A 25,206-nucleotide genomic window follows, 5' to 3' on the forward strand; every position below is an offset into this window, starting at 1 on the left:
AATGAAATATTTAAAAGCATATGGTCCGCTAATCATTTTAGTGTTGTTAATAGATACAGTCTCTGAAATGATCAGTACCCAAGTATTTAAAATCGGCAAAATTGAAATTTCTATCTTACCTCTAGTATTTGCGGTAATTATTGCTATTTTAGTTTATTTAATCCCAGCAAAGCCTATTAAAAAACTCTATAACGATAAACGGGTGCAATTTGCCGGTAAATACATGATTCTTATCATGTTGCCTTTAATGGCACGGTATGGGGCAAATGTGGCTCCTAAAATCAATGAAATTATTTCTGTTGGTTGGGTTTTTCTAGTCCACGAATTAGGTAATTTAGGCACGATTATCTTCGGGCTACCTGTAGCATTATTACTTGGCTTAAGAGAAGAAGCTATAGGTTCAACCTTAGGCTTAGGCCGTGAAGGTGAACTAGCATATATTAGTGAAAAATACACGCTAAATTCCCCTGAAGGTCGTGGCGTACTTGGAATTTATTTAATTGGTACCATTTTTGGTTCAATTATCTTTTCAATCCTTGCTCCACTTCTTCTAGGCATGGGCTTTAACTATAAAGCTGTTGCAATGAGTGCCGGTGTTGGTTCTAGTTCAATGATGACTGCAGCTTCATCGTCTTTAGCAGCTTTGGTACCAAAACACAGTGACACTATTTTGTCCTTTGCCGCGGCCAGTCAATTGCTAACTAGTTTTATTGGCACTTATATCATGTACTTCCTAGCAGTGCCTCTGCAAAGATTCATGTACACACACATCACCAGCCTACTAGACAAAAAGAAAGAAGTTTATCCAGATCATGACTAAAGAAAACAATTTATATGAATTATTTAAAGATGCAGTCATTCTTTTACTTAGTGTTAGCTTAGTATTATTTGTTCAATGGGTTAAATTAATTAGAAATCCCAAAAGCACACCAATTACTACTGACACATTCATTGGTTTAGGTATGTTATGGCTTTTTTCGTTATTAGGCATAGTTATTAGTATGCTGATGAAAAAAGTGCCTTGGAAAATCATTCAGGGCTTCCCTATTTTAGGCTGGGTTTCAATTGTTTCTCTAATTTTTTGTTTGCTTAGTCCCTACTGCGTTCGCGTTATCAATGCTGTAGACTTTTTGTCACTAACAACCTCTGTTCTAGCATTTGCTGGAATATCAGTTACCCACCGTTTGAAAGAACTGACTAAAATATCCTGGAAGATTTTAATCGTAGCAATTTTTGTTTTCTTTGGTATGTACTTTATGGACACCTTAATCTCACAAATTGCTCTTAATCTTAGTTAAAAGTATTTTTTGAAAAGCTAAAAGTCGCCATAACTGCAATTAGTTTAAGCGACTTTTTCTTTTTGCCTACATATATTTTTATAAAAATTGAAAGACTAGCTATACACAGTCAATTTGAAAGGCACAACTGCAGTAACTTAGAAACTAGGCCTGATTAACTACTTTTTTAGTTTTGTTGGCATTATATTCAATTTTAAAAATACCAGTAATTTACTTCAATCTAAGCTGGCTAATCCATATCTGCATGGATTGAACTTAGGGATAGAGTCTAATCATAAGATAGCAAATACTTTTAACCAATTTATCAAGGTATTAACTAATTAAACAATATTTCCTGGGAAATACCGTTTAATTGTCTACTTTAACTATTTGGTTCGTTACTTTTCCAGTTTCACATGAAACAATGTGATTTTTAGAATCATATATTTTCAATATGCATAAAGATTATGAAATACTGGAAACATTTCTGATCCGCTACAATTTTAGGCAATAAAAAGGCGATTATGATAATTACCATAGTCGCCTTTTTAAAACTCTCAAGCCAAATATTCTGTCAATCCCACTTTTAACCGTTCTAAGCCATCTTTAACCATTGTTAAGGGGCAGGCAAGATTCATACGCAAAAAGTTATGACCATTTCCACGATAAATGCTTCCGGGTGACAAAACCAACCCAGTTGTTTTTTCTAAGAATTCCGCTAATTTTTGCGAGTCACTACTAACTTGACTTACATCAAGCCAAATTAAGTATGTTGCTGCGCCTGCAACTACCTTAACTTGTGGAAGGTTCTTATTGATGAATTCTTCAGCATAAGTGAAATTAACATTTAATTGCTTAATCAATGCCTCTAGCCAGTTGTGACCATGTTCATAGGCAGCAATTGTTCCAGGAATTGCCAGCAAATTTGGTTCAGCTAACTCATCGCTATTAAGACCGCGATTAACCATAGCGCGCAAATTACTATTTGGTACAATCGCTGTTGCTGCGTGTAGTGCAGCAACGTTAAAAGTTTTACTGGGTGAAACTAATGAAACAACGTTTTCGCGTGCAGGATTATTCACTGAAAAAGCTGGGGTATAGTCTGGGCCCTTGCGCACCAAGTCGCCATGAATTTCATCAGATAAAAGAACTACATGATGTTGATAGCATAAATCTGCAATTCTTTGCACTTCTTTTTGAGTCCATACCTTACCAATGGGATTATGAGGATTACAAAAAATCATTAGTGTTGTCAAAGGTAAGGCTAATTTCTGTTCGAGATCATCCCAGTTGATTGCATAATTTTCACCATCAAATTGCAAGTCATTGGATAAAACATGTCGGCCATTATTTTCAATTGAATTGTAGAAAACATTATATACAGGAGCTTGGACTAAAACGTTATCGCCAATATGGGAAACTCGTCTTACAATTGCAGAAATTGCGGGTACCACCCCTGTAGTAAAAATCATCCATTCCTGCTGAGGCCGATGACCATGTTCTTTTTCGTACCAGTCAGCCACCGCATTAAAATAGTCATCTTCAGGCCACTCGTAGCCAAAAACACCGCGATCAACTTTCCTTTTCATTGCGTCAATTATTTCGGATGCTGTTTTAAAATCCATATCAGCAATTGACATTGGCAAATCGCCCTTCTTGACATGCCATTTGACTGAATCTGTATCTCTTCTATCTGGTGCATTAATAAAATCATACTTATCCATTATTTCTAATCCTTCGGTTTCTGATTTTCATCTGAATGATTAACTTTCGCATCAATTTTAGCACAATCAATTTCAGTTTCACTAGGAGTTATTTTTTGAGGATCTAAAATTAATTTACCAATTGCAGGAGCAGAAATTTTACCAGAAATTGGATTTTTCACACTGTCAATTTTGCTTGAAATTGTAGCATTAATATTAGAAACATATTCAAATGCTAAGTCAGTATGAATTAAACTGGTATTTTTCAATTCCAGATGATCGATGTAATTAAGCCCCTGGTCGCTTTCAATTTTACAATTGATAAACTTGATATTTTGTCCGTTCCATGCCAAATATTCACCATCTATTATCGAATCATACACAGCAACATTTTGACAATTCCAAAAAGCATCTTTAGAAATAAAAGTGGAGTGATGTACTTCAATATTTTTAGCTCCGTCAAAAGCATAATTACCAATAACACTAACGTGGTCAAGATAGATGTTTTGACTGTCTTTACCAAAATAGTCACCGTTAACTTGGCTATTGGTAATTCTAATATCTTTACAGGTCCACATCGTTTCTGCAGCATTAGCAAAATGAACATTGTCTAAGACTATTTTTTCTGCTCTCCTAAATAATTTTGGAGCCTGCAAAGCCGAATTTTTAATAGAAATATTTTTGGTATACCATATACCACTGCGAGCCATAGTTTCAAATACAGTATTATCCACATTAATGTCCCTGTCATACCATAATGGATATTTCCATTTAAAGATAGAATCCTTGATATCAATTTTACTGGCTTCCTTAAGCGGCGACTCACCTTCACCAAAAGTAATTCCTACCAGCTCCGAATTTTTTAGTCCAAAAAGAATTCTTTCACCTTCAAAAAAATGATTTTTGATAATATTCATCCCGATCTCTTTTCTCTTTTGTATTTTTGAAATTTTTGATTTTTTGTATTATTGCCAGGAAAAACCCTAATTCTTTATTATCCTCTGAAAAGCTTCCAACTTAAAATGCTATTTGATTAGGTTCCTTTATTACAAATAGTTATAACAAGCATATCATTGGTTACATAGGTATTTTATCATTTAATTAAAAACTCATTGTATATTTGTAAGCTATATGATAAGGCTATTAAATAATTATTACATTTATTGTTTTTTTAAATCTGCAAGTGCTGATTTTTCTGCCTAAATTGTTTGGGGGTTTCGCCAAATTTTTCATAAAACTTACTATAGAAAAAAGTTGTATTTTTAATACCTACGTTTAACATAATTTCAGTGATAGGCAATGACGTTTCAGATAGAAGAAATTTTGCTCTTTTTAACTGTGTTTCAATTTTAATCTGAGAAAAATTTTTACCAGTTACTTCTTTTAACAACTTATAAATTGTGCTAACAGAAAAATGAAGTTCTTTTGCTACTTCATTGAGTGAACAATTGCCATCTTTCTTCTCAATAGTTTGCAAAATCTGTAAAACATTCTTATCGGCCGTATTGACAATTAAATTTTGATTATCATCACCAATTATCCTGCTCAAATAAAAAAATAAAATCGAACAATAATTTTCAATTATGTTAATACTATTGGATTTAGGAAAATAATGCTCTTCTAAAAGCATATCAAAAATTTGCGCAAATTTTTTTGTGTTTTCTGTATGAAAGATTAAAAAGTTATCGGAGCTTTGTTTACCTATAATTGCATTCAACAAAAATCTGCTCAAAGTATCTGAACCGTTAAACTGTGATAAAAAGTTTGAAGAAAAATATTCTTTTTTAAATATTATATTAAAAACTATGTCCTTAGTCCCCTTATATGCGGCACTATTTATAACATCTGTATCTAAAATACATACATCACCTTTCCTCAAAGTAATTTTTCTACCATTAATAAAAAATGTACATTTCCCAGAATAAATATAATTCATTTCCATATCTTTATGTAAATGCGGTGGTATTGTTGTATATCGTGTTTCGCGAATCATACCTATTTTGTTTTCCTTTAACGTATTGACAAAATCAAAGAAGAATACTTGATGACCATGATAATTTTTAGTTTTTAATGTTTTGTAAAAAGGACTTAATTTGTTCTTATTTCGTAAATGCCATTCTTCGCTATCTGTAGTTTGAAAAATTTTTTGCTGTAATAATTTGCTCACAATGTTACCTTAATGAATATGATAAAAAATAAAACTGTTAATGATATTTAAATGATTTACAACTCCAATTATTATAGCATTGTAAGCGGTACAAAAACTTAGAAAGTGAGTTAAATAAATATGAAGAAAAAAGATTATGATAAAAATTACCTGCTTGGAGGAGCAATTGCGTGTTCTCAAGCAGATGGAGGCTTTCAAGAAGGAGGCAAAGGAATTTCTACACAAGATTTACGCTATCTAGATCCTAGCTGGACACCTGAGCAAATTGAAGATAAGCACCAAAATAATCCTTTTTCACAAGAGGAATTTGATCAAGCATTGAAAGATCAGGGAACAAAATATTATCCCCTCAGAAGAGGTATTGATTTCTATCATCATTATAAAGAAGATATAAAAATGCTGGCAGAACTGGGATTGCAAATTTTTCGTACTTCTATTAGTTGGTCAAGAATCTTCCCCAACGGTGACGATCAAGAACCTAATGAAGAAGGAATTAAATATTACCGTGACATGTTTACTGAGTGTAAAAAATACGGCATAAAAGTTTTCGCTACAATGATTCACTATGACATCCCCGTTAATTTGGTCATAAAATACGGTGGCTGGAAAAACAGAAAAATTATTTCATTTTTCGAAAAATATGTAACTGTTTTATATAAAAGATTAGGTGACTTGGTAGATTACTGGTTGCCATTCAATGAAATAAACGCTGCTAAGTTTTCCCCTTGGGATGGAGTTTGCTTAATACCTGGTACAGAAAAGAACATGGATCAGGAAATTTTTCAATGCTTACATCACCAATTTTTATGTAGTGCTAGAGCAGTACAACTAGGACGAGAGCTTGTGCCAGGAAAACTAGTTGGTGGCATGATTGCCCGTTTTACCACCTATCCGGCAACTTCAAAGCCGGAAGACAACTTGCAAGCCATCCAAGATGACCAGTATTCAAATTGGTTTTACTTAGATGTTTTAGCAAGGGGCTACTATCCAGAATACATGAAACGTTATTTTGATAAAATCAACGTTCACATTCATTTTGAACCCGGTGATAAAGAATTACTAAAAGACGGAACTGTTGGCTTTGTTTCCTTCTCATACTACTTTTCACAAGTGTCTACCAATGATGACAATTGGGAGCAAACTGCAGGCAATCTGATTATGACTAAGAAAAACCCCTATTTAAAGGAATCCGAGTGGGGCTGGCAAATCGATCCTATTGGCTTAAGGTTCACTCTTAACCAAATATATGATCGCTATCACCTACCAATTATTGTTGCAGAAAATGGTATTGGTGCCCATGACGAATTGACTTCAGATCACAAAATACACGACGATTACCGCATCGCATATCTTAGTGCCCATATAGATCAATTAGATAAAGCTGTAAAAGATGGCGTAAATTTAATTGCTTACACTATGTGGGGCATAATCGACATCGTTTCTTGCGGTCCGTTAACCATGGACAAAAGATATGGTGTAATCTATGTCGATTTAGATAATGGTGGCAAAGGCACAGGAAAAAGATACAAAAAGGATTCATTTTACTGGTACAAGAATCGAATCCAAGAACACATAGCTAAGTCGAAAAAGAAATAAATATACAGGAGGAGAAATTATGAAAAAGAAGGAGTTGGCTAACCAAATAATTAATTATCTTGGCGGAAAAAATAACATCAATAACTATTGGCACTGTGTTACCAGGCTTAGATTTACAATCAAAGATGCTAGTAAAGCAAAATTAGAAAAAATTGATGATTTACAAGGTGTTCTTGGAACTACTATCAAGAGCAATCAATATCAAATAGTAATTGGTCCAAACGTGGATTCAGTTTTTGCAGAAATTGAGAAAACTATGGGTTCCCAGCAAAATGATAATAGTCAAGATCAAGGTAAGCACAAGTTTAAAATCACTGGAAAAGTAATTCTAGATGTCATTTCAGGAGTTTTCCAACCAATTTTACCTGCATTAGTTGCAGGAGGGATGCTTAAAGGTATTTTGGCAATAGTTCTAGCAATTTCACCAGGACTCGAAAAAAACACCACGATGGCTCTATTTAATTTAATCGCTGATGTTCCTTTTTACTTTTTACCATTCTTACTGGCAATTTCATCAGCACGCAAATTTAAATTAAATGAATTTCTTGGCATCTGTATGGCCGGTGCATTGCTTTATCCTACATTTGTTGCCAAAATAGCAAGTGGTCATTCTGGGTTAACGCTATTTGGCTTAAATATTCCAGTCTTTAACTACGCCTCTTCTGTTTTTCCAGTTATTTTAGGCGTAGGACTAATGGCCATTATTTATCACTTTGTTGACCGCTTTATACCTGACGTATTAAAATTGGTAGTTGTTCCTGCCATAACTTTAATTACCGCCGTACCAATTGCAATGTGGATTTTGGCACCACTAGGAGCATACGGAGGTCAATATCTAGCTGACGGTATAGTATGGTTATTCCAAAAAGCTGGTTTGTTAGCAGGATTTTTATTAGGATTTTTCATGCCACTAATCGTTTTAACGGGTATGCATCAATCAACATCTCCTATTCAAATTCAGAATATCGCTACATTAGGTTATGATTACTTATTGCCCGTCTCTTTTGTACACAATATGGCCGAATCTGGAGCAGCTTTTGGCACTTCTTTAAGAATGAAAAATAAAGAATTGCGTGCCGCAGGATTATCTACCAGTTTCTCTGCTTTTATAGGCATTTCTGAGCCTGCTCTTTATACAGTTAATGTGGTTCATAAAAGTTCCATGCTAGCAGCAATGTGTGGTTCCGGAGTTGGTGGCCTGCTAACCGTTTTACTTGGTATTAAGTGCTATGCATTTGTAATGCCCGGCATCACTTCTCTGCCTGTTTATGTCAAGGCGGGTCAAGGTTTTACCAATGTTTTGTTAATGATTATATGCTTAATAGCAGCTTTCTTAACTAGTGCTCTAGTGGCAGTAATTTTGGGTGGAAAGGTTGCTAGGGAAAATGAAACAAAAACTACTTCTACACAAAGCATGACTTTTTCTACTCCTGCTGCCGGAGTTGTAATTCCATTGGAAGATGTAGCTGATTCAGTTTTTGCCAGCAAAAGTATGGGTGAAGGTTTTGCAATTAAGCCTTCTGAAGGCAGCATTTATGCTCCAGTTTCAGGTAAAGTCACTATGTTGGCAGAAACAAAGCATGGTATCGGTATCACCACAAATAATGGACTAGAAGTTTTAATACATTTAGGAATTGATACAGTTGAACTAAAAGGCAATCCTTTTAAGCTTTTTATTAAAAAGGACGATGAAGTTGTCACCGGTCAAAAAATTGCATTCATGGATATTAAGCAAGTTAAAGATAGTGGCAAAGATCCAACTGTCATCGTGGTAATCACAAATTCAAAAGACAAAGTTAAGAATGTTAAATACACACTGACAAATAAATCTGCTGCAGATTTCGACAAGATAATGTCTGTGCAATTATAGAATTAAGAATTTAATATACACCAAAAACGTGATTCTGTTTTTATAGCAGGATCACGTTTTTAATTCTAATAAACCGTATTTTTCAGGATTCAGAGCAACGACTTAACGCCTAATAATACCAGCAAGAAACCAATTGTGGGTTTCATGTAGCGTGTGATTTTAGTTTTAGCTAGAATTTGGGCAAGTCTAGGTGCAATAACAGCTCCAATGATAGCACCGATCATCAAGGGCAAGCCAGCAGTCCAATCAACTCGCCCATCAGCGATATGAAAGATAGCACCCGTGATAGTCATAAAAACCAGAACATAAGTTGAAGTTGCAGTAGCCTGAAAATCTTGTAATCCCAGTAAAAATAAGCCACCGATAATAACAGCGCCACCACTCATGCCAGCAACGCCAACCATTAAGCCCCCTAAAATACCATACATCCCTGCTTCTAGTCTGGCATATTGCGTTTTTTTAACAGTTGCGGCAGTTTGCGTTTTCTTCTTCATTAGCATATTAATGCCAAGAACTACCAAAACGATTCCTATCAGCCATTTATAAATTTGGGTAGGAATATATTTTGATAGTAATGCGCCTATTATCACAGCTGGAATTGCTGTCATTAATATTTGATTACCTATTTTGGTATTTATTTGTCTTTGATGATAATAGCTAATTGCACCAATAATTAATGAAGGCAAAGCTGTCACTAAGGAAGTTGAAGAAGCTGCTGCCGCATTGAGACCAAATAAACCCGTCAAAATTGCCAGGTAAATGGCTGCTCCACCACCGCCAAAAAGAATAACGAAGGTTCCTATTATCAACCCTATTAATCCCAACAAAAAAATTTTCATGATATTTGACCTTCTTAATTTTTTTAATATTATATGGTATAGTTACAATATGTAATTATAATTTACATATTGTAAAAGTCAAATTAAGTAAGGAGTTCAAAATGCCACGACAAATTTTGTCTAAAGAAATAATTATTAAAACAAGCATTGAGTTAATTGAAGACAACAAAGAAAATAATTTTGCGTCTATTGCCAAAAAACTTGGCACTCAATCGCAAGCTCTATATAATTATTTTCCTAATCAGTTAGCACTAAATTATGCCATAGTTGCGTGGACTGTTAGCCTGCTAACAGATCAATTACGCAAAGATTTGTTCGGTAAAGCTGGCCTGACAGCAATTATTGATTTTGCAATGACATTTCGCGAAACAGCACTGAATCATTTTCTCTTAACTCAATTTGTTTTAAAAATGCCACGCACTGATAACTATCCTGAAACTACCGCAGCTTTTAATGAACTAAAATCTATCTTTAATCAAATGATAGCAACTGAGTTCACTGACTCTAAAAAACAATTACTGGCAAGCAGATGCATTAGAGATTTAGCAATAGGAGATATTGTCAACGTTGGGACAGGTTGGTTTGCGGATAAATCGTTACCAGCTGATAAAAGTTTTCGTAGATTGCTGAAGCAAAGCCTACGCCAGATTGCAGAATAACATATCATAAAACCGCACTTTACTGATAAAGAGTAGTGGCAATTTATTTTGAGCAGAAAAAAAGCGAGTCCTAAGCCTCGCTTTTTTGTTCCCGATATTTAAACTTAATCCAATGTTTGAACCCAGCCTTCTGGACCTTTCTTGTTACCATACTGAATATCAACTAGTTCATTATAAAGTTTCTTAGTAACTGGACCAGTTTCTGTTTCACTATAGATGACATGCTTTTTACCCTCGTAGGTAATTGAACCTACAGGAGAAATTACAGCAGCTGTACCCATCGCACCAGCTTCTTTCATGTTGAACGCTTCTTCCAAAGTGATCTGACGTTCAACTGGGTTTAGACCTTGCCACTTAGCGACTTCCAAAAGTGAGCGCTTAGTAATAGAAACCAGAATCGATTGTGATTTTGGTGTGACAAACTGTCCTTCTTGGGTAATGCCGTAGAAGTTAGCACCACCAAATTCGTCAATATATTTATGTTCACGTGGATCTAGGTAAAGACTATCGGCAAAACCGTTTTTGTGTGCTTCAACTGTCGGAAGCAAACTGCTGGCATAGTTACCTGCTGTCTTTGCTTGACCGGTACCAGCATATGCGGCACGGTCGTATTCACTAACAACGTAATCTGCAGGGTTCAATCCTTTAATGTATGCGCCAACTGGAACCGCAAAAACGCGGAAGGTATATTCGCTGGCTGCTTCGACGCCTAAAACTTTAGTTGTTCCCACCATAAGTGGTCTTAAATAAAGAGTTGCGCCACTATCATATGGTGGTACAAATTCTTCGTTAGCCTTAACAACTTGTTTTACGGCATCAACAAATCTATCTTCAGGAAATGGTGGCATGGCTAGCCTCTTTGCTGAAAGAGTAAAGCGGTGTGCATTTTGATCAGGTCTAAAGAGATTGATCTTACCATCTTTTCTACGGTAAGCCTTCAGTCCTTCAAAAACTTCCTGACCATAATGCAGAACTTCTGCACCTTCAGAAAAGGTCATTGATGAATCTTCGGTCAGTTTTCCTTCCTGCCATTCACCATCTTTATATTTCGCCTCATATCGATAAGGCAGATCACGATACTTAAATCCCAGATTCTTCCAATCCAGGTCTTCTACTCGTTGTTTCATTTGATTGTCCCCTATAATAAAACTACAAAAGCTAAAAAACAATTTTTAGCTTTTTAATAATAATTTAATTGCTACCTAATTTAAACCATATTTTTGTTGATGTCAATAGTAAAATTGCATTAATCTTAATAAAATAATATGAATTTCCACTAATAAATAAAACAAAAATGCAAATTTGTTATCATATATAAGGTTTCACATGAAACAATTACAAACAAAAAAAGGAATCATCCTTTAATATGATATGACCCCTTTTTGAAATTAGTCTTGTTTGGTTTTATCGCTATTTTCAGTTTTTTCTTTTGGTTTAATGTCTAATACTGCAGCGTCATTTAAGTAAACATGCTTGTTATCAGTTGTAAACTTAACTTCTTTAGTATCGGGCCTTTTCATTAATAATTTAGCAATCGGTGTCTCCAAATCTTGCTCAACTACTCTGCGTAAAGGTCTTGCACCAAATTTCTTATCATAACCTTTTTCAGCTAAATAAGCTTTAGCTTCATCAGACACGTCAACCTTAACCTTCTTTTTGGCCAAAGCATGTGCCATTTTCTTTAAGTAAATATCAATGATCTTATTCATATCATCTTTAGTTAATGAATTAAATGGCACAATCGCATCAAGTCTATTCAAAAATTCTGGTCTGAAGTATGCTTCCAAAGCCTTGATTAATTTATCATGATCTACTTTACCGTCTTTTAGCAATTGGTCAGAATAACCCGCATTAGAAGTCATGATTAAAATTGTATCCTTGAAGGAGACTGTTCTGCCTTGTGCATCAGTTAAACGGCCATCATCCATGATTTGAAGTAAAGCATTAAATACTTGCGGATTAGCTTTTTCAATTTCATCGAACAAAATCAAGCTGTATGGCTGGTGACGAACTTTTTCAGTCAACTGACCGCCTTCACCGTAGCCAACATAACCTGGAGCAGAACCAATTAGTTTGTTAACTGCCATTTGATCTTGATATTCAGACATATCAAGTCTAATAAGATGATTTTCACCACCAAATAGTTGGATGGCCAGTTGTTTAGCTAATTCCGTTTTACCTACACCAGTAGGTCCGGTTAACAAGAATGTCCCAGTAGGACGATCATTGTCTTTGAAAACTTGTTTACGGGCAATTGCATCAGTAATGACATCAACCGCATTATCCTGATCAATAACCACTTTCTTTAATTTTTCAGCTAAATCAAGGTTCTTTTGTCCTGCACTTGCGTGCAATTCACTCATTGGAATCTTTGTCTTGGCTTCAATCAAAGCATAGATATCTTCATCAGTAACATGTGGAGTCGCTTCATCATCTACATGATCAGCTTTGTCGCGCAACTCTTCAATCTTCTTTTTCAGCTCACTTGCTTTACTGTAATCTTCCTTTTTGGCAGCAGTTTCTTTTTCACTTTCCAGCTTTTTAATCCGCTTCTTTAAAGTTGCTTCATCATCAGGAATAGTGTCGAGACCCTTTTTGGCACCTGCTTCATCCATTAAATCAATGGCTTTGTCAGGTAAATAGCGTCCTTGAATATAACGCTGTGACAACGTGACTGCAAGCTTTAAGGCACTATCATTATATTTCACATGATGGAAAGCTTCGTACTTATCTTTGAGACCCTCCAAAATTTCGACAGTCACTGCAGCAGATGGTTCTGGAACTTGTACAGGCTGGAACCTACGTGCTAATGCCGCATCATTTTCAATCCTGCGGTACTCACTCGTAGTCGTTGCACCAATCAGATTCAAGTCGCCACTAGCCAAAGCCGGTTTCAAAATATTAGCAGCGTCACCATTGTTATTTTCAGAGTCAGTTGACCCTGCTCCGACAATATTATGTAATTCATCAATAAATAAGATAATATTAGGATTTTTCTTAGCTTCGTCGATCACTTTTTTCAGGCGCTCTTCAAAGCTACCACGCAAACTTGATCCAGCAACCATATCATTAATGTTGATTGCAATAATATGCTTGTCTTTCATCTTGTCCGGAACATCGCCTGCAGCAATCTTTTGTGCCAATCCTTCTACAATGGCAGTTTTACCTACACCTGCTGGTCCAACTAAAACTGGATTGTTCTTTTTGCGCCGACTTAGAATCTCTATAACTTCCTGAATTTGTTCGTCACGCCCAATAACAGGATCGTATTTATTCTTCTTAGCCTGTTCAACCAGATCAACCCCAATTGGTTTTTGACCTTGCTTTTGCCCCATTTGTCCATTTTGAGTTATATCTTGCGGTGAAATATTCATACTGCTTGAATAGTGAATAGGAATAGCTCCACCATTATCATTAGTATTGTTAAAGAAAGAATTGTTTAATTCGTTAAATAAATCGTCAAAATCATTATCAAAATATGCCATATGTAAACACCCCTTTGATAGGTTATAAATTTGTAATTAGCACTCGTAGCGTTCGACTGCTAATTGCTTACATATAATATTATAGCAGGTTATCCACAGAAAGCAATAGTTTTGATTAATTTTTTCCACAGGATTGGAATTTTTTCCACAAGAAGCAAAAAAGCCCTAAAAGTTACATTAATCGCTACTTTTAGGACTTTTGCTTTCTATTTTTGATATAAATTAAACTGCTTTGCTAAATATTTACCAGTCAAACTATTAGATTTTCGAGAAATATCCACAGGTACACCACTTGCAATAATTTTTCCTCCTTGTTGTCCTCCTCTAGGTCCCATATCAATCATATAGTCACTGTTAGCCATAATATCCAGGTCATGCGTAATAGTAATAATAGTGCCTTCTTGTTCAAGCAGTCTTTGAAACACTTGTAAGAGGGTTCTAACATCTTGTGGATGCAAACCTACTGTTGGCTCATCAAAAACAAATAAAGTACCTTTTTGTCTTTGATGAATATGGCTAGTTAACTTTAAGCGCTGTGCTTCTCCTCCTGACAAAGCCGGAGTAGATTCTCCTAAATGAAGATAACCTAATCCCATGTCACGCAATGTTGTAATTGTTTTATTAATTTTTGGCACTTCTTGAAAAATTTCTTCTTTTAAGGCATCATCTACTGAGTAATCTAAAACATCAGCAATACTCAAGTTGTGCCATTTTACCTGCAAAACTTTTTGATTGAAACGATGGCCTCCACAGACAGAGCATGTTTCAACCATGTCAGGTAAATATTGAATATCAAGTGCAATCACACCTGTACCACCACATGCAGGGCATGCACCTTCTTTATTATTATATGAAAAATGAGACGCGCGATATTTTAACTTTTTAGCCAATGGTTGTTTGGCGAAAAGCTTACGCAAGTTGTCCATAACATCTGTATATGTTGCAACAGTTGAGCGCTGATTTTTACCAACTGGCGTAGAATCAACACTAACTATATTTTTAATGTCACCATTCTTTAAGTTCTTAACCCAACTAGGCCCATCATTTTGATTTTTCTGTGCTTTAAGCGCTGGAATTAAGGAATCAAGAATTAAAGTAGTTTTACCAGCACCCGAAAATCCAGTAACAGAAGTTAAACGATTGACAGGTATTTGCACATGCAAGTTTCTTAAGTTAAAACGTTCAGTAACATCAAGTTCTACTTTGCCGCGTTTAAAAATTTGGTTTTTATCAGCCCTGGGGCGAACAAATAGTGGTGCCTTACCTGTTAAATAAGGCCCAATCAAAGATCTTTTGTCATGTTCTATCTCTTTAGGTATTCCCTGGGAAATAATTCTTCCACCCTGACTACCTGAACCTGGACCAATTTCAATCACCCAATCAGCCGCATTAATAATGGCAGTTTCATGGTCAACAACAACTAAAGAATTGCCTTGATTAACCAATTCATGAAATACATCAATTAGCCCAGCTACATTGTCAGGGTGTAAGCCAACCGATGGTTCATCTAAAACATAGAGCACTCCTGTAGTTTCGGTACGTAGCGTTCTGCCAAGCTGGATACGTTGAAGTTCCCCAGTGGAAAGACTGCTTGCTTGTCTATCTATGCTCAAATAATCTAGTCCTAATTTTAATAAAGGTTTTACTTGGTGCAGCAATTCACCCGTTAAATTTGCTGCTAAGTCCTGCATGTCTTGTGGCAAACTAGCTAAAATCTTATCCATATAGTGCTCTAATTCACCTAAAGTCAGTTTCTCAGCTTCAACAATATTTTTACCGGCAACTAGCTGCTGCCAACGACTAGGATCAATCCGATAGCCATGACAGCGTGGGCAAGTGCTAAATTTATAAAAAGAGTTAATTCTTTGCAATCCTCGCTCTGACTTAGTAGTTTTACGGGAGTTAGCTACCGCATTATAGGCATTCTCATATAACGCATCAAGGTGATAAACCCGACCAGTTGAAGTTGGCAAGTCAATGGGAACTTTTCGCTCTTTACCATGAAGGACAATGTCTTTTTCTTTAGCATTCAACTCTTTATATGGGATATCAGTACGTACACCTAATTCACGGGCAATGCGCCACATCCAATTTCGACCAGGAATTTGCCAAGTAGCTACTGCACCTTTTTCAAGCGTTAAATTTTCATCAGCAATAATCTTACTATCATCAATCTGCTCAACCGTTCCTAGACCCTGGCATTTTTAACACGCACCATCTGAATTAAACGCAAAGTCTTCAGCACTAAAAGCATAAAATTGTATGCCACATGTAGGGCACGTCAAGCGACCCATTGCTTCCCCAGTTAAATCCATTGCTTCCGCAATTTTTATGGTTGGTGGAACTCTGTGACCATTAGGACATACGGGTGAACCTAATCGGGAAAAAATTAATCGCAAGATATTAAAAACTTCCGTCACTGTGCCAACAGTAGAGCGCACTCCCGGAACGGCCGGTCGCTGTCGTAAAGCCAGAGCTGAAGGGATGTGCTTGACTTCATCTACTTGTGCACGACCAACTTGGCTAATTCGTCTCCTAGTATAGGCTGCTAAGGAATCAAGATAACGTCTTGCACCTTCTGAGTATAAAATGCCCATTGCCAAGCTGGATTTTCCAGAACCGCTTAAGCCAGAGATGGCTACAAATTTATGTAAGGGAATATTAACGTTAATATTTTTGAGATTATTAACTCTACCACCGATAACTTCAATTTTTGACGGTTGTTCTTGGTACTTCATTAATGATTATCCTTTCTTTTAATTGGCTTTAATGGCTTATTGGGTTTCTTCAACAAGTATTGCCTGATTGCTTGAATTACCTGCTTATTTTGCGGCAAGTCTGAGTGATCTGCCTTTTCGCCCGTAACTGTTATTGCAGTATAGTTCTTGACCTGATTTTGAAAAATAAATTTTCCGGCCGCGACACTTGTTTCGGGTACGATCCCATCTGATTCATAATTTTTGCCCCCAGAAAGAGAATAAACTTTTAAAAATGGTGGTAGTTTTTCGCGATTTTTAATAAAATCTGCTAGCATTTGCGTCCGGTTATTAATATTACTTTCCGTAAAATTATAAGGAGTTCCTAAAGTCATTAACTTCTTTATCTTAATGTTATCAGAATATTCAGAATAATAATGTTCCAGCCAGTAAGTCCAAATCAAACCACCATTAGAATGACCAAACGCTTTAAAATTATTAAACTTATAGTTTTGAATTAGTGATTCAAATGCCACATCCAACCACTTTGCCTGTTTTTTAATATTTGTATAACCGTCTTTATTGTTATCAAAGCCAATAATAATAAAGGGCTCCAAATCGTTTTTACCAATAGAGCCACTGTAAGTTAGTTTTGCTTCACGTGAAACTTTAATTTTTATTACACTGTGTCTATTGAGAGTAGTTTTATTCAACTCATCAATTAAATCATTGAAACGTTCAGTTGTAGCACTGGAACCAGGTACCATTATTACAGGCGAAAGCAGCGACTTGCTAAGTTCTGCTCTTGATTTATTATCCTTTTTCATCCAAAAGAAACTGGGGACAGCCAGCATAATTAAAACAATTATGACCAAGACTAACCATTTATAATTAGGATTTTTACGCATCTGATCGTTCCTTCTTCTGATAAGCAATTCTTATTCCGATTTTTTCATTAATTCTAATTACTGGCAAAAGCAAAATTATATCTAACAGAAACAGCAGTAATGTAAAAATCAGCGTTGGCCAATTACCATTAGTACCGAAAAATGAAACTAAAATTCCCGGGGTTCCTTTTAATATTTGATAAACACTAACAGGAATAATATGTACGCTAATAGCAAAAGCAGCCAAGGTCATATTAATAATCGGAATTAAAACACTAGGCAATATGAATACAGGATTTAAGATTAAAGGCAAACCAATTGTAAACCCTAAGGTAGAACCAAAAGCAGCTGGCAATAAATTAATTTTAGCATTTATTTCATTTTCTCTATTACCTCGCCTTATCAAAAGCAACACAATCACAGCTAAAGCAACACTAGCACCACCCATTATGCCATAGCTGTTAATGAGTGAACTGCCCAAATATTTATACGGCACATTCCAAGAATTACCGTGTTTTAATGTATAAGTTAAGTTTTCAGCGGTGAAAGCATTGTTAACCGTTCCCGATAAAGACCGCAACGGATAACCAATCCCAAGCCAGTCTAAAAAGGTAATTACGGCGGAGAGTATTAATACTTCGCCAAAATTATTAGTTGTCTGAACTCGACTGACAATTTCATTAAAACTGGCAGAGTTAAGCAACTTAAGTTGTAGTTCATATATCAAAATACCCAAAAGAATGCCCAGCATTAATGAAATACCACTAGGTAAAACAGCATCCCCTGCCCTTTTTTGAATTACTTTTGTGCCTTCATCTTTTACGTAAGAAAAATCTTTCCCTAATAAATGAAATATTTGTCCCACACAATATCCTATAATTAAGGCTATAAAAACCGCATTAATTTGTAACAAACTGGCAGTAAACGGCATGCGGGCATTACGACCACTACTAGATGCATATGAACAAAAAAGCATAATTAAAACCGCTGTTAAGCCGGCCATGGTTGAATCTTTATGGTAAAGCCGTGCAGTATAACGGGCCATAAAATAACTGGCATAGACGCCAAAAACACCAAAAGTAATTTCTACCATTCCGCGACATACAAAAGAACCACCATACCAAATGTGATCTAATAAAACTGTATCTAAATTAAAAATATTATAAATCAGTCCATTGGGTGTAAAAATCAGATCATTAAACAGCTTAAAATATGAGCCAACCACTGCAATCGGCATCAGTATTGCCATGGTATGCCTTGTCGCACGAAAAAAAGAAAATTCCTGCATACGTGCTACGATATCGATAGTAAATTCTTTCATTAATTCTGATCCTAACATTGAATATTGTATTTAAAATAAAATAATACTCTATTTTTTTATTGCTAGCTATTTTTTATGCCGTTAATTATTTTTTCTTATTAGTTATGAATAAAATGGTATAATGAATGTATATTTTAAGGGGTTTAAAAATGAGCAGAAAGAAAATCGAATTAACTGAAAAAGTAGCAAAGTTAACAGAAAAATATTTAGAAGTTAATGATACCGATTTTAATGACTTAATTAACAAGGCATTAAAGCTATACCTGATGGATCACTTGAATTCCAGTCAAATCAAAGAAGCCCTTAAAAAGACCGATGATTTCAACTCTACATATGCTGGCAAATGGTTTCAGGAGAGTATTGAAGACCTGAACAAATACTAATTTTTTAAATGGACACTTAAAAAGAGCAAGATAATGAACATCTTGCTCTTTTAATTTGTTTTGTTATCAATTTATTTTTTTAAATAACGATCGCCGGCTAGCCTGCGGTAAAAATTAGCTTTAGTTGTCTGCTCGTAAGGAACTAACCAAATATAACCAATGCCTAAAGTTAGTACACTCAAAAGATACCAGCCAATAAAACTTAAATTTAATACAAATAATTCCCATTTATGCCCGTTCATTAACTGGCGACTTGCAGTAATCGCTGTTGTTGCGTGAACTTCTTGTCCACTTTCTACTAAGTCATTAACAATATATGGCGTCATGGCATAAGAATAAGACTTAATTAAGCCTGGGATAACTAATAATAGAGACCACAGAAATTGAAAAATATACCCACAAAGATAATTCAAAAATTCCGGTACAAACCGGCCATCAGTAAAAGCAGAAAAAATACCTTTAAAAAAGCCTAGTCTTTCTCCACGAGCAAAGTGTAAGAAAGTGACCACCATACTCAACATGAAAAAGTTGCCAATAATGGTTAATCCCGTATCAGGACCAAATTGTCCTGCCCAAAATGCTGGCTTAAACAGCGAATCAATTGAGCCAGTTCCCATGACATCATTCACACTATTCACAGTCTTAAGCGAACCATTTACTACTGGTCTGGCAAAAAAGAAACCAACAAATAGCGTCATTACGAAACCAATACTAATAGCCCAGCCCCAGTTATGACGCAGTTGATTCTTAGCTTCTAATTTTAGTTCTGCTCTGTTCATAACTTATCTCCTTATCTAGTATATATTAAATATATTCTACCCCCTAGCAATCACAGATAGCAAAGAAAACACTAAAAAAGCCTAGTTCCACCAACATCGGAACTAAGCTCACACAGTGTTTGTGCCACCATTACTGACCACATTATAGAAACTTACATTTTCGCTACCGGAGAAAATGACTACTTCCCTATGGTGACACAACAGAATTTTAGCATGCAATTAACCAAAAAACAAGTTTCAACCAACTATATTTGCACTGTCAGCCTTACGGCCAAGCAGTTCGAGCATGATTTGATTAATTTGACTTTTCAACTGGTTAAATTCACCTTCACGTGTTTTATTAGACTGTATAATCACTATCGTTTTGGCATTATTAGTACTGCGCATGAAAGTATAATAGCCTTCTCCTGCACCATTAGCCGTTTTAGTTTTTAATTTTATATTATTATAAAAACCGCCATTATAATAAGCCGGTGGCCCAGACTGGTAAAGCAATTTACGACTCTTTTGGGTTAACAAACTGCCAGAAAGCAGGTATCGTATTACTTTTGCTAGGTCATGATTGGACATCACTACTGAACCAGCTCCTAATTCATTACGAGCTCCTCTTAATGCAACCTTATGCTTAACCACGTCATAGCGGCCTTTACGGTAAATCATTCCAGGTACTAAATGACTGGAAATAATTTTGCCTGGCTTTGACCACAAGAATTCTGTTTGTTTCAGCTTTAAGGGCTTGATGTATGTATTGCGAAATAACTGTTCATAACTATGACCAGTTATTTTACTCATAATGCCACACAGGTAAACATAATTCAATGAACTATAATGCCACTTATTTAATAAATTAGGTTCAAAAATGGTTTTAGCAGCGTCATGTTGAATATTATCAGAGTCAGAAACAAAATGCTTGCGCCCTAACTTTGTTCCCGGTTTGAGGTCCAGTCCTGCCGTCATGGCTAAGAGATTTTTAATTTTGACTTTTTGTGCTCCAGAAATTTGCGGATAAAATTCACTTAATTTATCCTGCAGGCTTAACTTGCCTTCCTGCACGAGCCGCATAATGATTGCGGCCGTCATAGATTTCTGCACAGAATTGATTAAATAACTAGTGTCAGTATTATTGCCTAAAGCATAGTTAAGCAATATTTTGCCATTTTTAATGACTAGGATTGAGCCCTTAATTCCTAGGGCATCAACTTGCTGGCGCACTATTTTCCTTTTAAAGATTCTTTTGAATTGTCATTTATCGGATTTTCATCTGTTAAACTAATCTGGTATGGCTTTTTTTGCCATTTTTTACTGTAAAAATAGTTATGAATATTATAATTACGTGGCAGATCACCTTGGGCCAAAAATGGCTTGACTACCTGGTCAACGGCTACCCAACCGCGCCAGCCCAGGTGAATAGTATCTTCCATGAAATACTTTTCACCACCGCGTTTGGATAAATCGGTAACGTTATCAAAACCTTGACTAGCCAGTTGGTACTTAATCTTAGAAACAGCCTTCTGGTACATGGTTTGTGATAAGCCCGTGTAATTAGACCATTTTTCATTAATCGGCGGGATAATGAACAGCACATTGGTATGCTGCTTGGCAAACTGGTGCAACATCAATTCAAAATCACTATATTCTACCGATTTGGTGTAATTAAAATGGCGCTGACTATCTTTTAATTTGGCTAATAAACGTTTATTCAAACGCCTTTTGTAAAAGCGATTGTTAATACCAAAATTATTAGAATTGGTGTTAAGTGCAGCCTGCTGACTTGCTACTTCGTCTAAAGCCTTGACTGAATACGTATTCGGCAATAACTTGGCCTGTTTGTTAATCTTTTTAATGCGATCGCGCAATTGGAAAGTGCTGAAGAATTTATCTTCATTGTTAAGCATGCGCCGCTGATTTTCTAAGTAAAAACGCTGAAACCCAGTTAATTTTTGCCCTCGGGCAATTCTTTTCATACCCAGTTTGATAACGCCCTTCACTTCGGGCATCTGCAAAAAGCGCTTGGCTGCATAGCGGTTAGTTACCGTATCTTTTCTAATTCCTAAGAGAAAATTGCAGGCTTGCAGCGGTGAATAATATAGTGCGAAGGCATCAGGATTTTGCCCCTTCTTGGTAAACCACTGCGGTGAAACGATCACCACGGCCTTTTTGCCTTTGAGCTGCTTAGCAGTCCCCTGCATTTCCAAAAAATGCGCTAAGGACTGACTGCCTGGCCCACCTAACAAAAATGGCCGGTAATTGCGGTGATACTTTTGCGCAATTACACTGGGATGCAGCGGGTCAAGCCGTGACAATTCACTTGAACCATAAAAAGGCACATAACCATCTTTAAACGCATCCTGTTTCATTAAAGAGCCCTTAAAAATAGTATTAGTTTGCGAATTAGCCGCCTGATAGATGGCATCCTTAGAAAAAGTTCGCTCCCACGGCATCAGAAAGATGACCAGCAGCAAGACAAATGCGCAAAGAACCGGGCCAAAAATATGCCACAGCCGGCGTTTGTTATTCATTTTCTAAATTTTCCACCTTTGCCACAATTTTATTGGGCGTATCCCATTCATTTCTGTCAAATTCAGAAACGGGTACATCTATCTGGAACTTTTCCTGTAAATTTAACAACATTTGGACACTGGCCATTGAATCCATTAGACCGTTGGCAAAAATATTTTCATCCATTCTCTCTGTTAAATCTTCACCGGTTAAATCTTGTAAAATTGCTAAAACTTCTTTTTTGGTATCCATGTTAAAACTCCTTAAATAAAATTATTGCCTATTGCCAGCCAAACCAAAGCTGGCTGAGAAAACCTGAAAAAATCAGGAAACTAAAACACACTACATTAAAAGTTACAAAAATTGCCAGCCATTTTGTGTATTTATTCGATGGCAGCTTATCTTTGTGCTTCTTTTTGAACCGCAACCAACAATCATTGATGATGATGGCAAAAGCATGGAACAAGCCATAAACAATATAATACCAGGTTAGTCCATGCCAGAAGCCCATCACTAGGAATAAGAGCAGGTAAGCTGCCTGCGACAGCCTGACCGGGTTTTTGAACAGCTTTTTCTTCATTGCAAAGAAGGTAAAACGCATATATATGTAGTCCCGAAACCAGAAAGACAAAGTCATATGCCAACGGTTCCAGAATTCTTTGATGTTTTGCGAAATAAACGGCTTGTTAAAGTTCATTGGAGTGTGAATGCCCATAAAGTAGGAAATCGACACGGCAAATAAAGAATAGCCGGCAAAGTCAAAGAACAAATACATACTGTAGCAGTACATATAAGCTACTACCCACCAGGATAGTTTTAAACCACCCACAGCTGTGCCTGTTATCATTGCTGCTCGGGTAATTCGTGGCAGCCAATAGGTACCAAAGAACCAGCCAAGAACAAATTTATAGAGGAAGCCTTGAAACAAATAACGTGTTGCCAGCTCTAAATCGTTTAGATATTGATCACGCTTTGGCACCGTGTCGCATTCTTTGGCAAATCTGCGGTAACGATCGATCGGTCCCGAAGAAATGGTCGGAAAGAACAGGAGAAAACGAAGATAGGTTCCCAAGTTAAGTTCTTTAATGGCACCATCGCGGACCTCCATCACAACTTGAACTGTCTTAAAGGTCAGATAAGAAATCCCCAGAAAAGCCAAAACTCCAGGAATTTTAGCTTGTGGAAAAGCAGTCTGTACTTTAACCAAAACCAGGGGCACAATTGCCAAAATTACAGCTAAGTAGAAAACCCAGGTTCTATTTGGACTGTTCTTACGACGGCGATAATAAAGATAGCCATAAGTGACCAGCAACTGAAACAATATATAGATGATTAAACTAACGCCCTGTTGCCATTTTTCACCATCAAAAATGAGGAATAAGAAAACTAGTGAGAATACAAGCTCATATATTTTTAAACGGTGACCCCAATACAGCCCGATGATAATAGGTATTAAGCCAATCATTAAATACACGAAATAATGCGGATTGGAATAAGGCTGCAAGTTAATGAAATTAGCGTTCACTACTCGTTGACCTCCTTAATGACAGCCTTAATATCAACCTTACCATTTTGCGATACCGGCAATGTTTCACGGTAAACATAACGCTGTGGAATCATATATGGCATCAGTTCTTTAGCTAAATCTGCTCTGATCATCTTAGTAATCTCTGCTTCAGAATATTGCTCTTTTACCCCATCTTTGAGTTTAATTTCGGCAACAATTTGCTTAACTGTATGATCCTGATTATATTTTGGTGCAGCTACGCCGTGATCAACCAACTTATTCATACCAATATAGTGGTTAATTTCTTCCAGTTCAATACGATAGCCATTAAACTTGATCTGAAAATCAATTCTGCCGCGGTAAAAGAGCATATCTTGGTCAAAGAATCCTTCATCACCTGAACGGTGACTCATATATTGGTCACCCGGATTTTTAAAGAATGCTTTAGCTGTTTTTTCAGGGTTATTCATATAGCCCTTAGAAGTAGTTGGTCCAGAAATAATAATTTCGCCTTCATCAGGCTGGTCACCTTTGGATTTATCAATAATAATTTTGGTATCTGCCTTAACCTTGCCAATTGGGAGACGATCATATTTCTTTAAAACAGCATCAGTAATTTCTACCTGAGTGACTGCGACTGTAGTTTCAGTCGGACCATAGGTGTTAAAAATACGCGCCTGAGGGAATTTCTTTTTTAACGTTACCACTTCGCTATGTGGCAATTCTTCACCGCAAAACATAAAGTGAGTTAAATCTGGATGATTCGCAGCAGTAAAAGTTTTATCTAAAAAACACATCTGCGCAAATGACGGCGTTGAGACCCAGACATTAAATTGTAGTTTAGGCAAAGTCTGAAATAGTTGGGCAAAATTTTGCGTCACTTCATGTGGCAAAGCCACTAACTTTCCTGCCCCAACTAAAGCGGGATAAAGACTCATAACTGAAAGATCAAATGAATATGGCGCTTGGGACAAAAATGAAGGATGTTCTGGCAGATCAAAGTCTGTCATTTCCCAGTTGACGAAACTGAGCAGGTTATTATGACTAATTTGCACGCCTTTAGGTTTGCCACTTGTGCCTGAAGTAAAAATGACATAAAAATTGTCATCACCTTGAACAAAGTTGGCAGGATCAGGTTCGAAATCTCCTCTTTCTACATCGCCAGGATGCACTACTTTAATAGGTGGTAAATCAATTTCAGGCAATTCACCAATTGCTAAAATTGCTTCAGCATGAGAAACTTCCTGAATCATAACTATTCTTTCAGCATTTGAATAGCTGGCAATAGGAATATATGCATGTCCAGATTTTACACAGCCAAGAAAACTAGCGATCATTTCAAAATCCTGCCCGCCCCAAATCATCACTGGACTCTGAGGAGAAAGATTTAAACTTACAATCTTATGAGCCCATTCATCTGAGCGCTTTTTTAAATCACCATATGTATTAGTTTTGCCCAAATAATCATATGCAACGCGTTCTGGCTCTGCTTGAGCAACTTCATCAATTTTTTTAATTATATTTTCAACCATATTATT

General features: G+C 36.2%; 20 protein-coding genes and 1 pseudogene. 6 read left to right on the forward strand and 15 right to left on the reverse strand.

Going from position 1 to position 25,206, the window contains the following annotated elements; all coding sequences use genetic code 11:
- The first annotated feature begins 1 nt into the window (after position 1).
- Both ACZ2M0_RS03990 and ACZ2M0_RS03995 read left to right on the forward strand, forming a co-directional pair.
- Positions 2–820, forward strand: a complete 819-nt coding sequence (locus ACZ2M0_RS03990; RefSeq protein ID WP_490058616.1) for a DUF3100 domain-containing protein — start codon at positions 2–4, stop codon at positions 818–820.
- Entirely contained in the window at positions 813–1,298 is a 486-nt protein-coding gene (locus tag ACZ2M0_RS03995) for a hypothetical protein (RefSeq protein ID WP_045928807.1), read from the forward strand. Before ACZ2M0_RS03990 ends, ACZ2M0_RS03995 begins: the two co-directional genes overlap by 8 nt.
- Positions 1,299–1,834: 536 nt before the next feature.
- Here ACZ2M0_RS03995 and ACZ2M0_RS04000 read toward each other — a convergent pair.
- The 3 genes from ACZ2M0_RS04000 to ACZ2M0_RS04010 form a co-directional block, all read right to left on the reverse strand.
- Positions 1,835–3,001 carry a MalY/PatB family protein gene (locus ACZ2M0_RS04000; protein ID WP_490058617.1) on the reverse strand — a complete coding sequence of 389 codons (1,167 nt, stop codon included), beginning with the start codon at positions 2,999–3,001 and terminating at the stop codon, positions 1,835–1,837.
- Positions 3,002–3,006: 5 nt separating this feature from the next.
- Positions 3,007–3,897, reverse strand: coding sequence for a DUF3737 family protein (locus ACZ2M0_RS04005; RefSeq protein ID WP_490058618.1), 891 nt, complete (start codon positions 3,895–3,897; stop codon positions 3,007–3,009).
- Between the two features lie 254 nt (positions 3,898–4,151).
- Positions 4,152–5,147: an AraC family transcriptional regulator gene (locus tag ACZ2M0_RS04010; protein ID WP_052726920.1), complete on the reverse strand. Its 996-nt coding sequence runs from the start codon at positions 5,145–5,147 to the stop codon at positions 4,152–4,154.
- A 120-nt stretch (positions 5,148–5,267) separates the two neighbouring features.
- Here ACZ2M0_RS04010 and ACZ2M0_RS04015 point away from each other — a divergent pair, with 120 nt between their 5' ends.
- Complete coding sequence (locus tag ACZ2M0_RS04015; RefSeq protein ID WP_490058619.1) at positions 5,268–6,743, forward strand: glycoside hydrolase family 1 protein; 1,476 nt, start codon at positions 5,268–5,270, stop codon at positions 6,741–6,743.
- A 19-nt stretch (positions 6,744–6,762) separates the two neighbouring features.
- A complete protein-coding gene (locus ACZ2M0_RS04020) occupies positions 6,763–8,613 on the forward strand; it encodes a glucose PTS transporter subunit IIA (RefSeq protein WP_490058620.1) in 1,851 nt (616 codons plus the stop codon).
- A gap of 89 nt (positions 8,614–8,702) precedes the next feature.
- Here ACZ2M0_RS04020 and ACZ2M0_RS04025 read toward each other — a convergent pair whose 3' ends face one another.
- Positions 8,703–9,452 (reverse strand): sulfite exporter TauE/SafE family protein, encoded by a 750-nt coding sequence (locus ACZ2M0_RS04025; RefSeq protein ID WP_490058621.1) that lies wholly within the window; start codon positions 9,450–9,452, stop codon positions 8,703–8,705.
- A gap of 101 nt (positions 9,453–9,553) precedes the next feature.
- Here ACZ2M0_RS04025 and ACZ2M0_RS04030 point away from each other — a divergent pair, with 101 nt between their 5' ends.
- Positions 9,554–10,111, forward strand: a complete 558-nt coding sequence (locus ACZ2M0_RS04030; protein ID WP_490058622.1) for a TetR/AcrR family transcriptional regulator — start codon at positions 9,554–9,556, stop codon at positions 10,109–10,111.
- 104 nt (positions 10,112–10,215) lie between these two features.
- On the opposite strand, the gene ACZ2M0_RS04035 is transcribed toward ACZ2M0_RS04030, so the two are convergent.
- The 5 genes and pseudogenes from ACZ2M0_RS04035 to ACZ2M0_RS04055 all read right to left on the reverse strand — a co-directional run bounded on the left by ACZ2M0_RS04035 (position 10,216) and on the right by ACZ2M0_RS04055 (position 18,500).
- Positions 10,216–11,238: a branched-chain amino acid aminotransferase gene (locus ACZ2M0_RS04035; RefSeq protein ID WP_046332828.1), complete on the reverse strand. Its 1,023-nt coding sequence runs from the start codon at positions 11,236–11,238 to the stop codon at positions 10,216–10,218.
- A 261-nt stretch (positions 11,239–11,499) separates the two neighbouring features.
- The gene (locus ACZ2M0_RS04040) at positions 11,500–13,596 is read right to left on the reverse strand and encodes an ATP-dependent Clp protease ATP-binding subunit (RefSeq protein WP_490058623.1); all 2,097 of its coding nucleotides are present in this window, start codon (positions 13,594–13,596) and stop codon (positions 11,500–11,502) included.
- Positions 13,597–13,802: 206 nt separating this feature from the next.
- A pseudogene (locus tag ACZ2M0_RS04045) lies at positions 13,803–16,334 on the reverse strand (AAA family ATPase).
- Positions 16,334–17,200 carry an alpha/beta hydrolase gene (locus tag ACZ2M0_RS04050; RefSeq protein ID WP_223902311.1) on the reverse strand — a complete coding sequence of 289 codons (867 nt, stop codon included), beginning with the start codon at positions 17,198–17,200 and terminating at the stop codon, positions 16,334–16,336. The pseudogene ACZ2M0_RS04045 and the gene ACZ2M0_RS04050 overlap by 1 nt, the downstream one beginning before the upstream one ends.
- Positions 17,193–18,500 carry a PTS sugar transporter subunit IIC gene (locus ACZ2M0_RS04055; RefSeq protein ID WP_223902310.1) on the reverse strand — a complete coding sequence of 436 codons (1,308 nt, stop codon included), beginning with the start codon at positions 18,498–18,500 and terminating at the stop codon, positions 17,193–17,195. Before ACZ2M0_RS04055 ends, ACZ2M0_RS04050 begins: the two co-directional genes overlap by 8 nt.
- 149 nt (positions 18,501–18,649) lie before the next feature.
- Here ACZ2M0_RS04055 and ACZ2M0_RS04060 point away from each other — a divergent pair, with 149 nt between their 5' ends.
- Positions 18,650–18,883, forward strand: a complete 234-nt coding sequence (locus tag ACZ2M0_RS04060) for a hypothetical protein (RefSeq protein WP_223902309.1) — start codon at positions 18,650–18,652, stop codon at positions 18,881–18,883.
- 71 nt (positions 18,884–18,954) lie between these two features.
- Here the strand turns inward: ACZ2M0_RS04060 and ACZ2M0_RS04065 are convergent, their stop codons facing one another.
- From ACZ2M0_RS04065 to dltA, 6 genes are all read right to left on the reverse strand, one after another.
- Positions 18,955–19,662 (reverse strand): DUF975 family protein, encoded by a 708-nt coding sequence (locus ACZ2M0_RS04065; protein WP_223902308.1) that lies wholly within the window; start codon positions 19,660–19,662, stop codon positions 18,955–18,957.
- A gap of 237 nt (positions 19,663–19,899) precedes the next feature.
- Entirely contained in the window at positions 19,900–20,874 is a 975-nt protein-coding gene (locus ACZ2M0_RS04070; protein WP_490058624.1) for a serine hydrolase domain-containing protein, read from the reverse strand.
- Entirely contained in the window at positions 20,874–22,181 is a 1,308-nt protein-coding gene (gene dltD / locus ACZ2M0_RS04075) for a D-alanyl-lipoteichoic acid biosynthesis protein DltD (RefSeq protein WP_490058625.1), read from the reverse strand. Before dltD ends, ACZ2M0_RS04070 begins: the two co-directional genes overlap by 1 nt.
- Complete coding sequence (gene dltC, locus ACZ2M0_RS04080; RefSeq protein WP_198212716.1) at positions 22,174–22,413, reverse strand: D-alanine--poly(phosphoribitol) ligase subunit DltC; 240 nt, start codon at positions 22,411–22,413, stop codon at positions 22,174–22,176. The genes dltD and dltC overlap by 8 nt, the downstream gene beginning before the upstream one ends.
- 28 nt (positions 22,414–22,441) lie before the next feature.
- Complete coding sequence (gene dltB / locus ACZ2M0_RS04085; protein ID WP_490058626.1) at positions 22,442–23,686, reverse strand: D-alanyl-lipoteichoic acid biosynthesis protein DltB; 1,245 nt, start codon at positions 23,684–23,686, stop codon at positions 22,442–22,444.
- Positions 23,686–25,200, reverse strand: a complete 1,515-nt coding sequence (gene dltA, locus ACZ2M0_RS04090; protein WP_490058627.1) for a D-alanine--poly(phosphoribitol) ligase subunit DltA — start codon at positions 25,198–25,200, stop codon at positions 23,686–23,688. Before dltA ends, dltB begins: the two co-directional genes overlap by 1 nt.
- Between the last annotated feature and the right edge of the window lie 6 nt (positions 25,201–25,206).

It is taken from the genome of Lactobacillus sp. VURO6/B1 (VP7) (assembly GCF_058139575.1).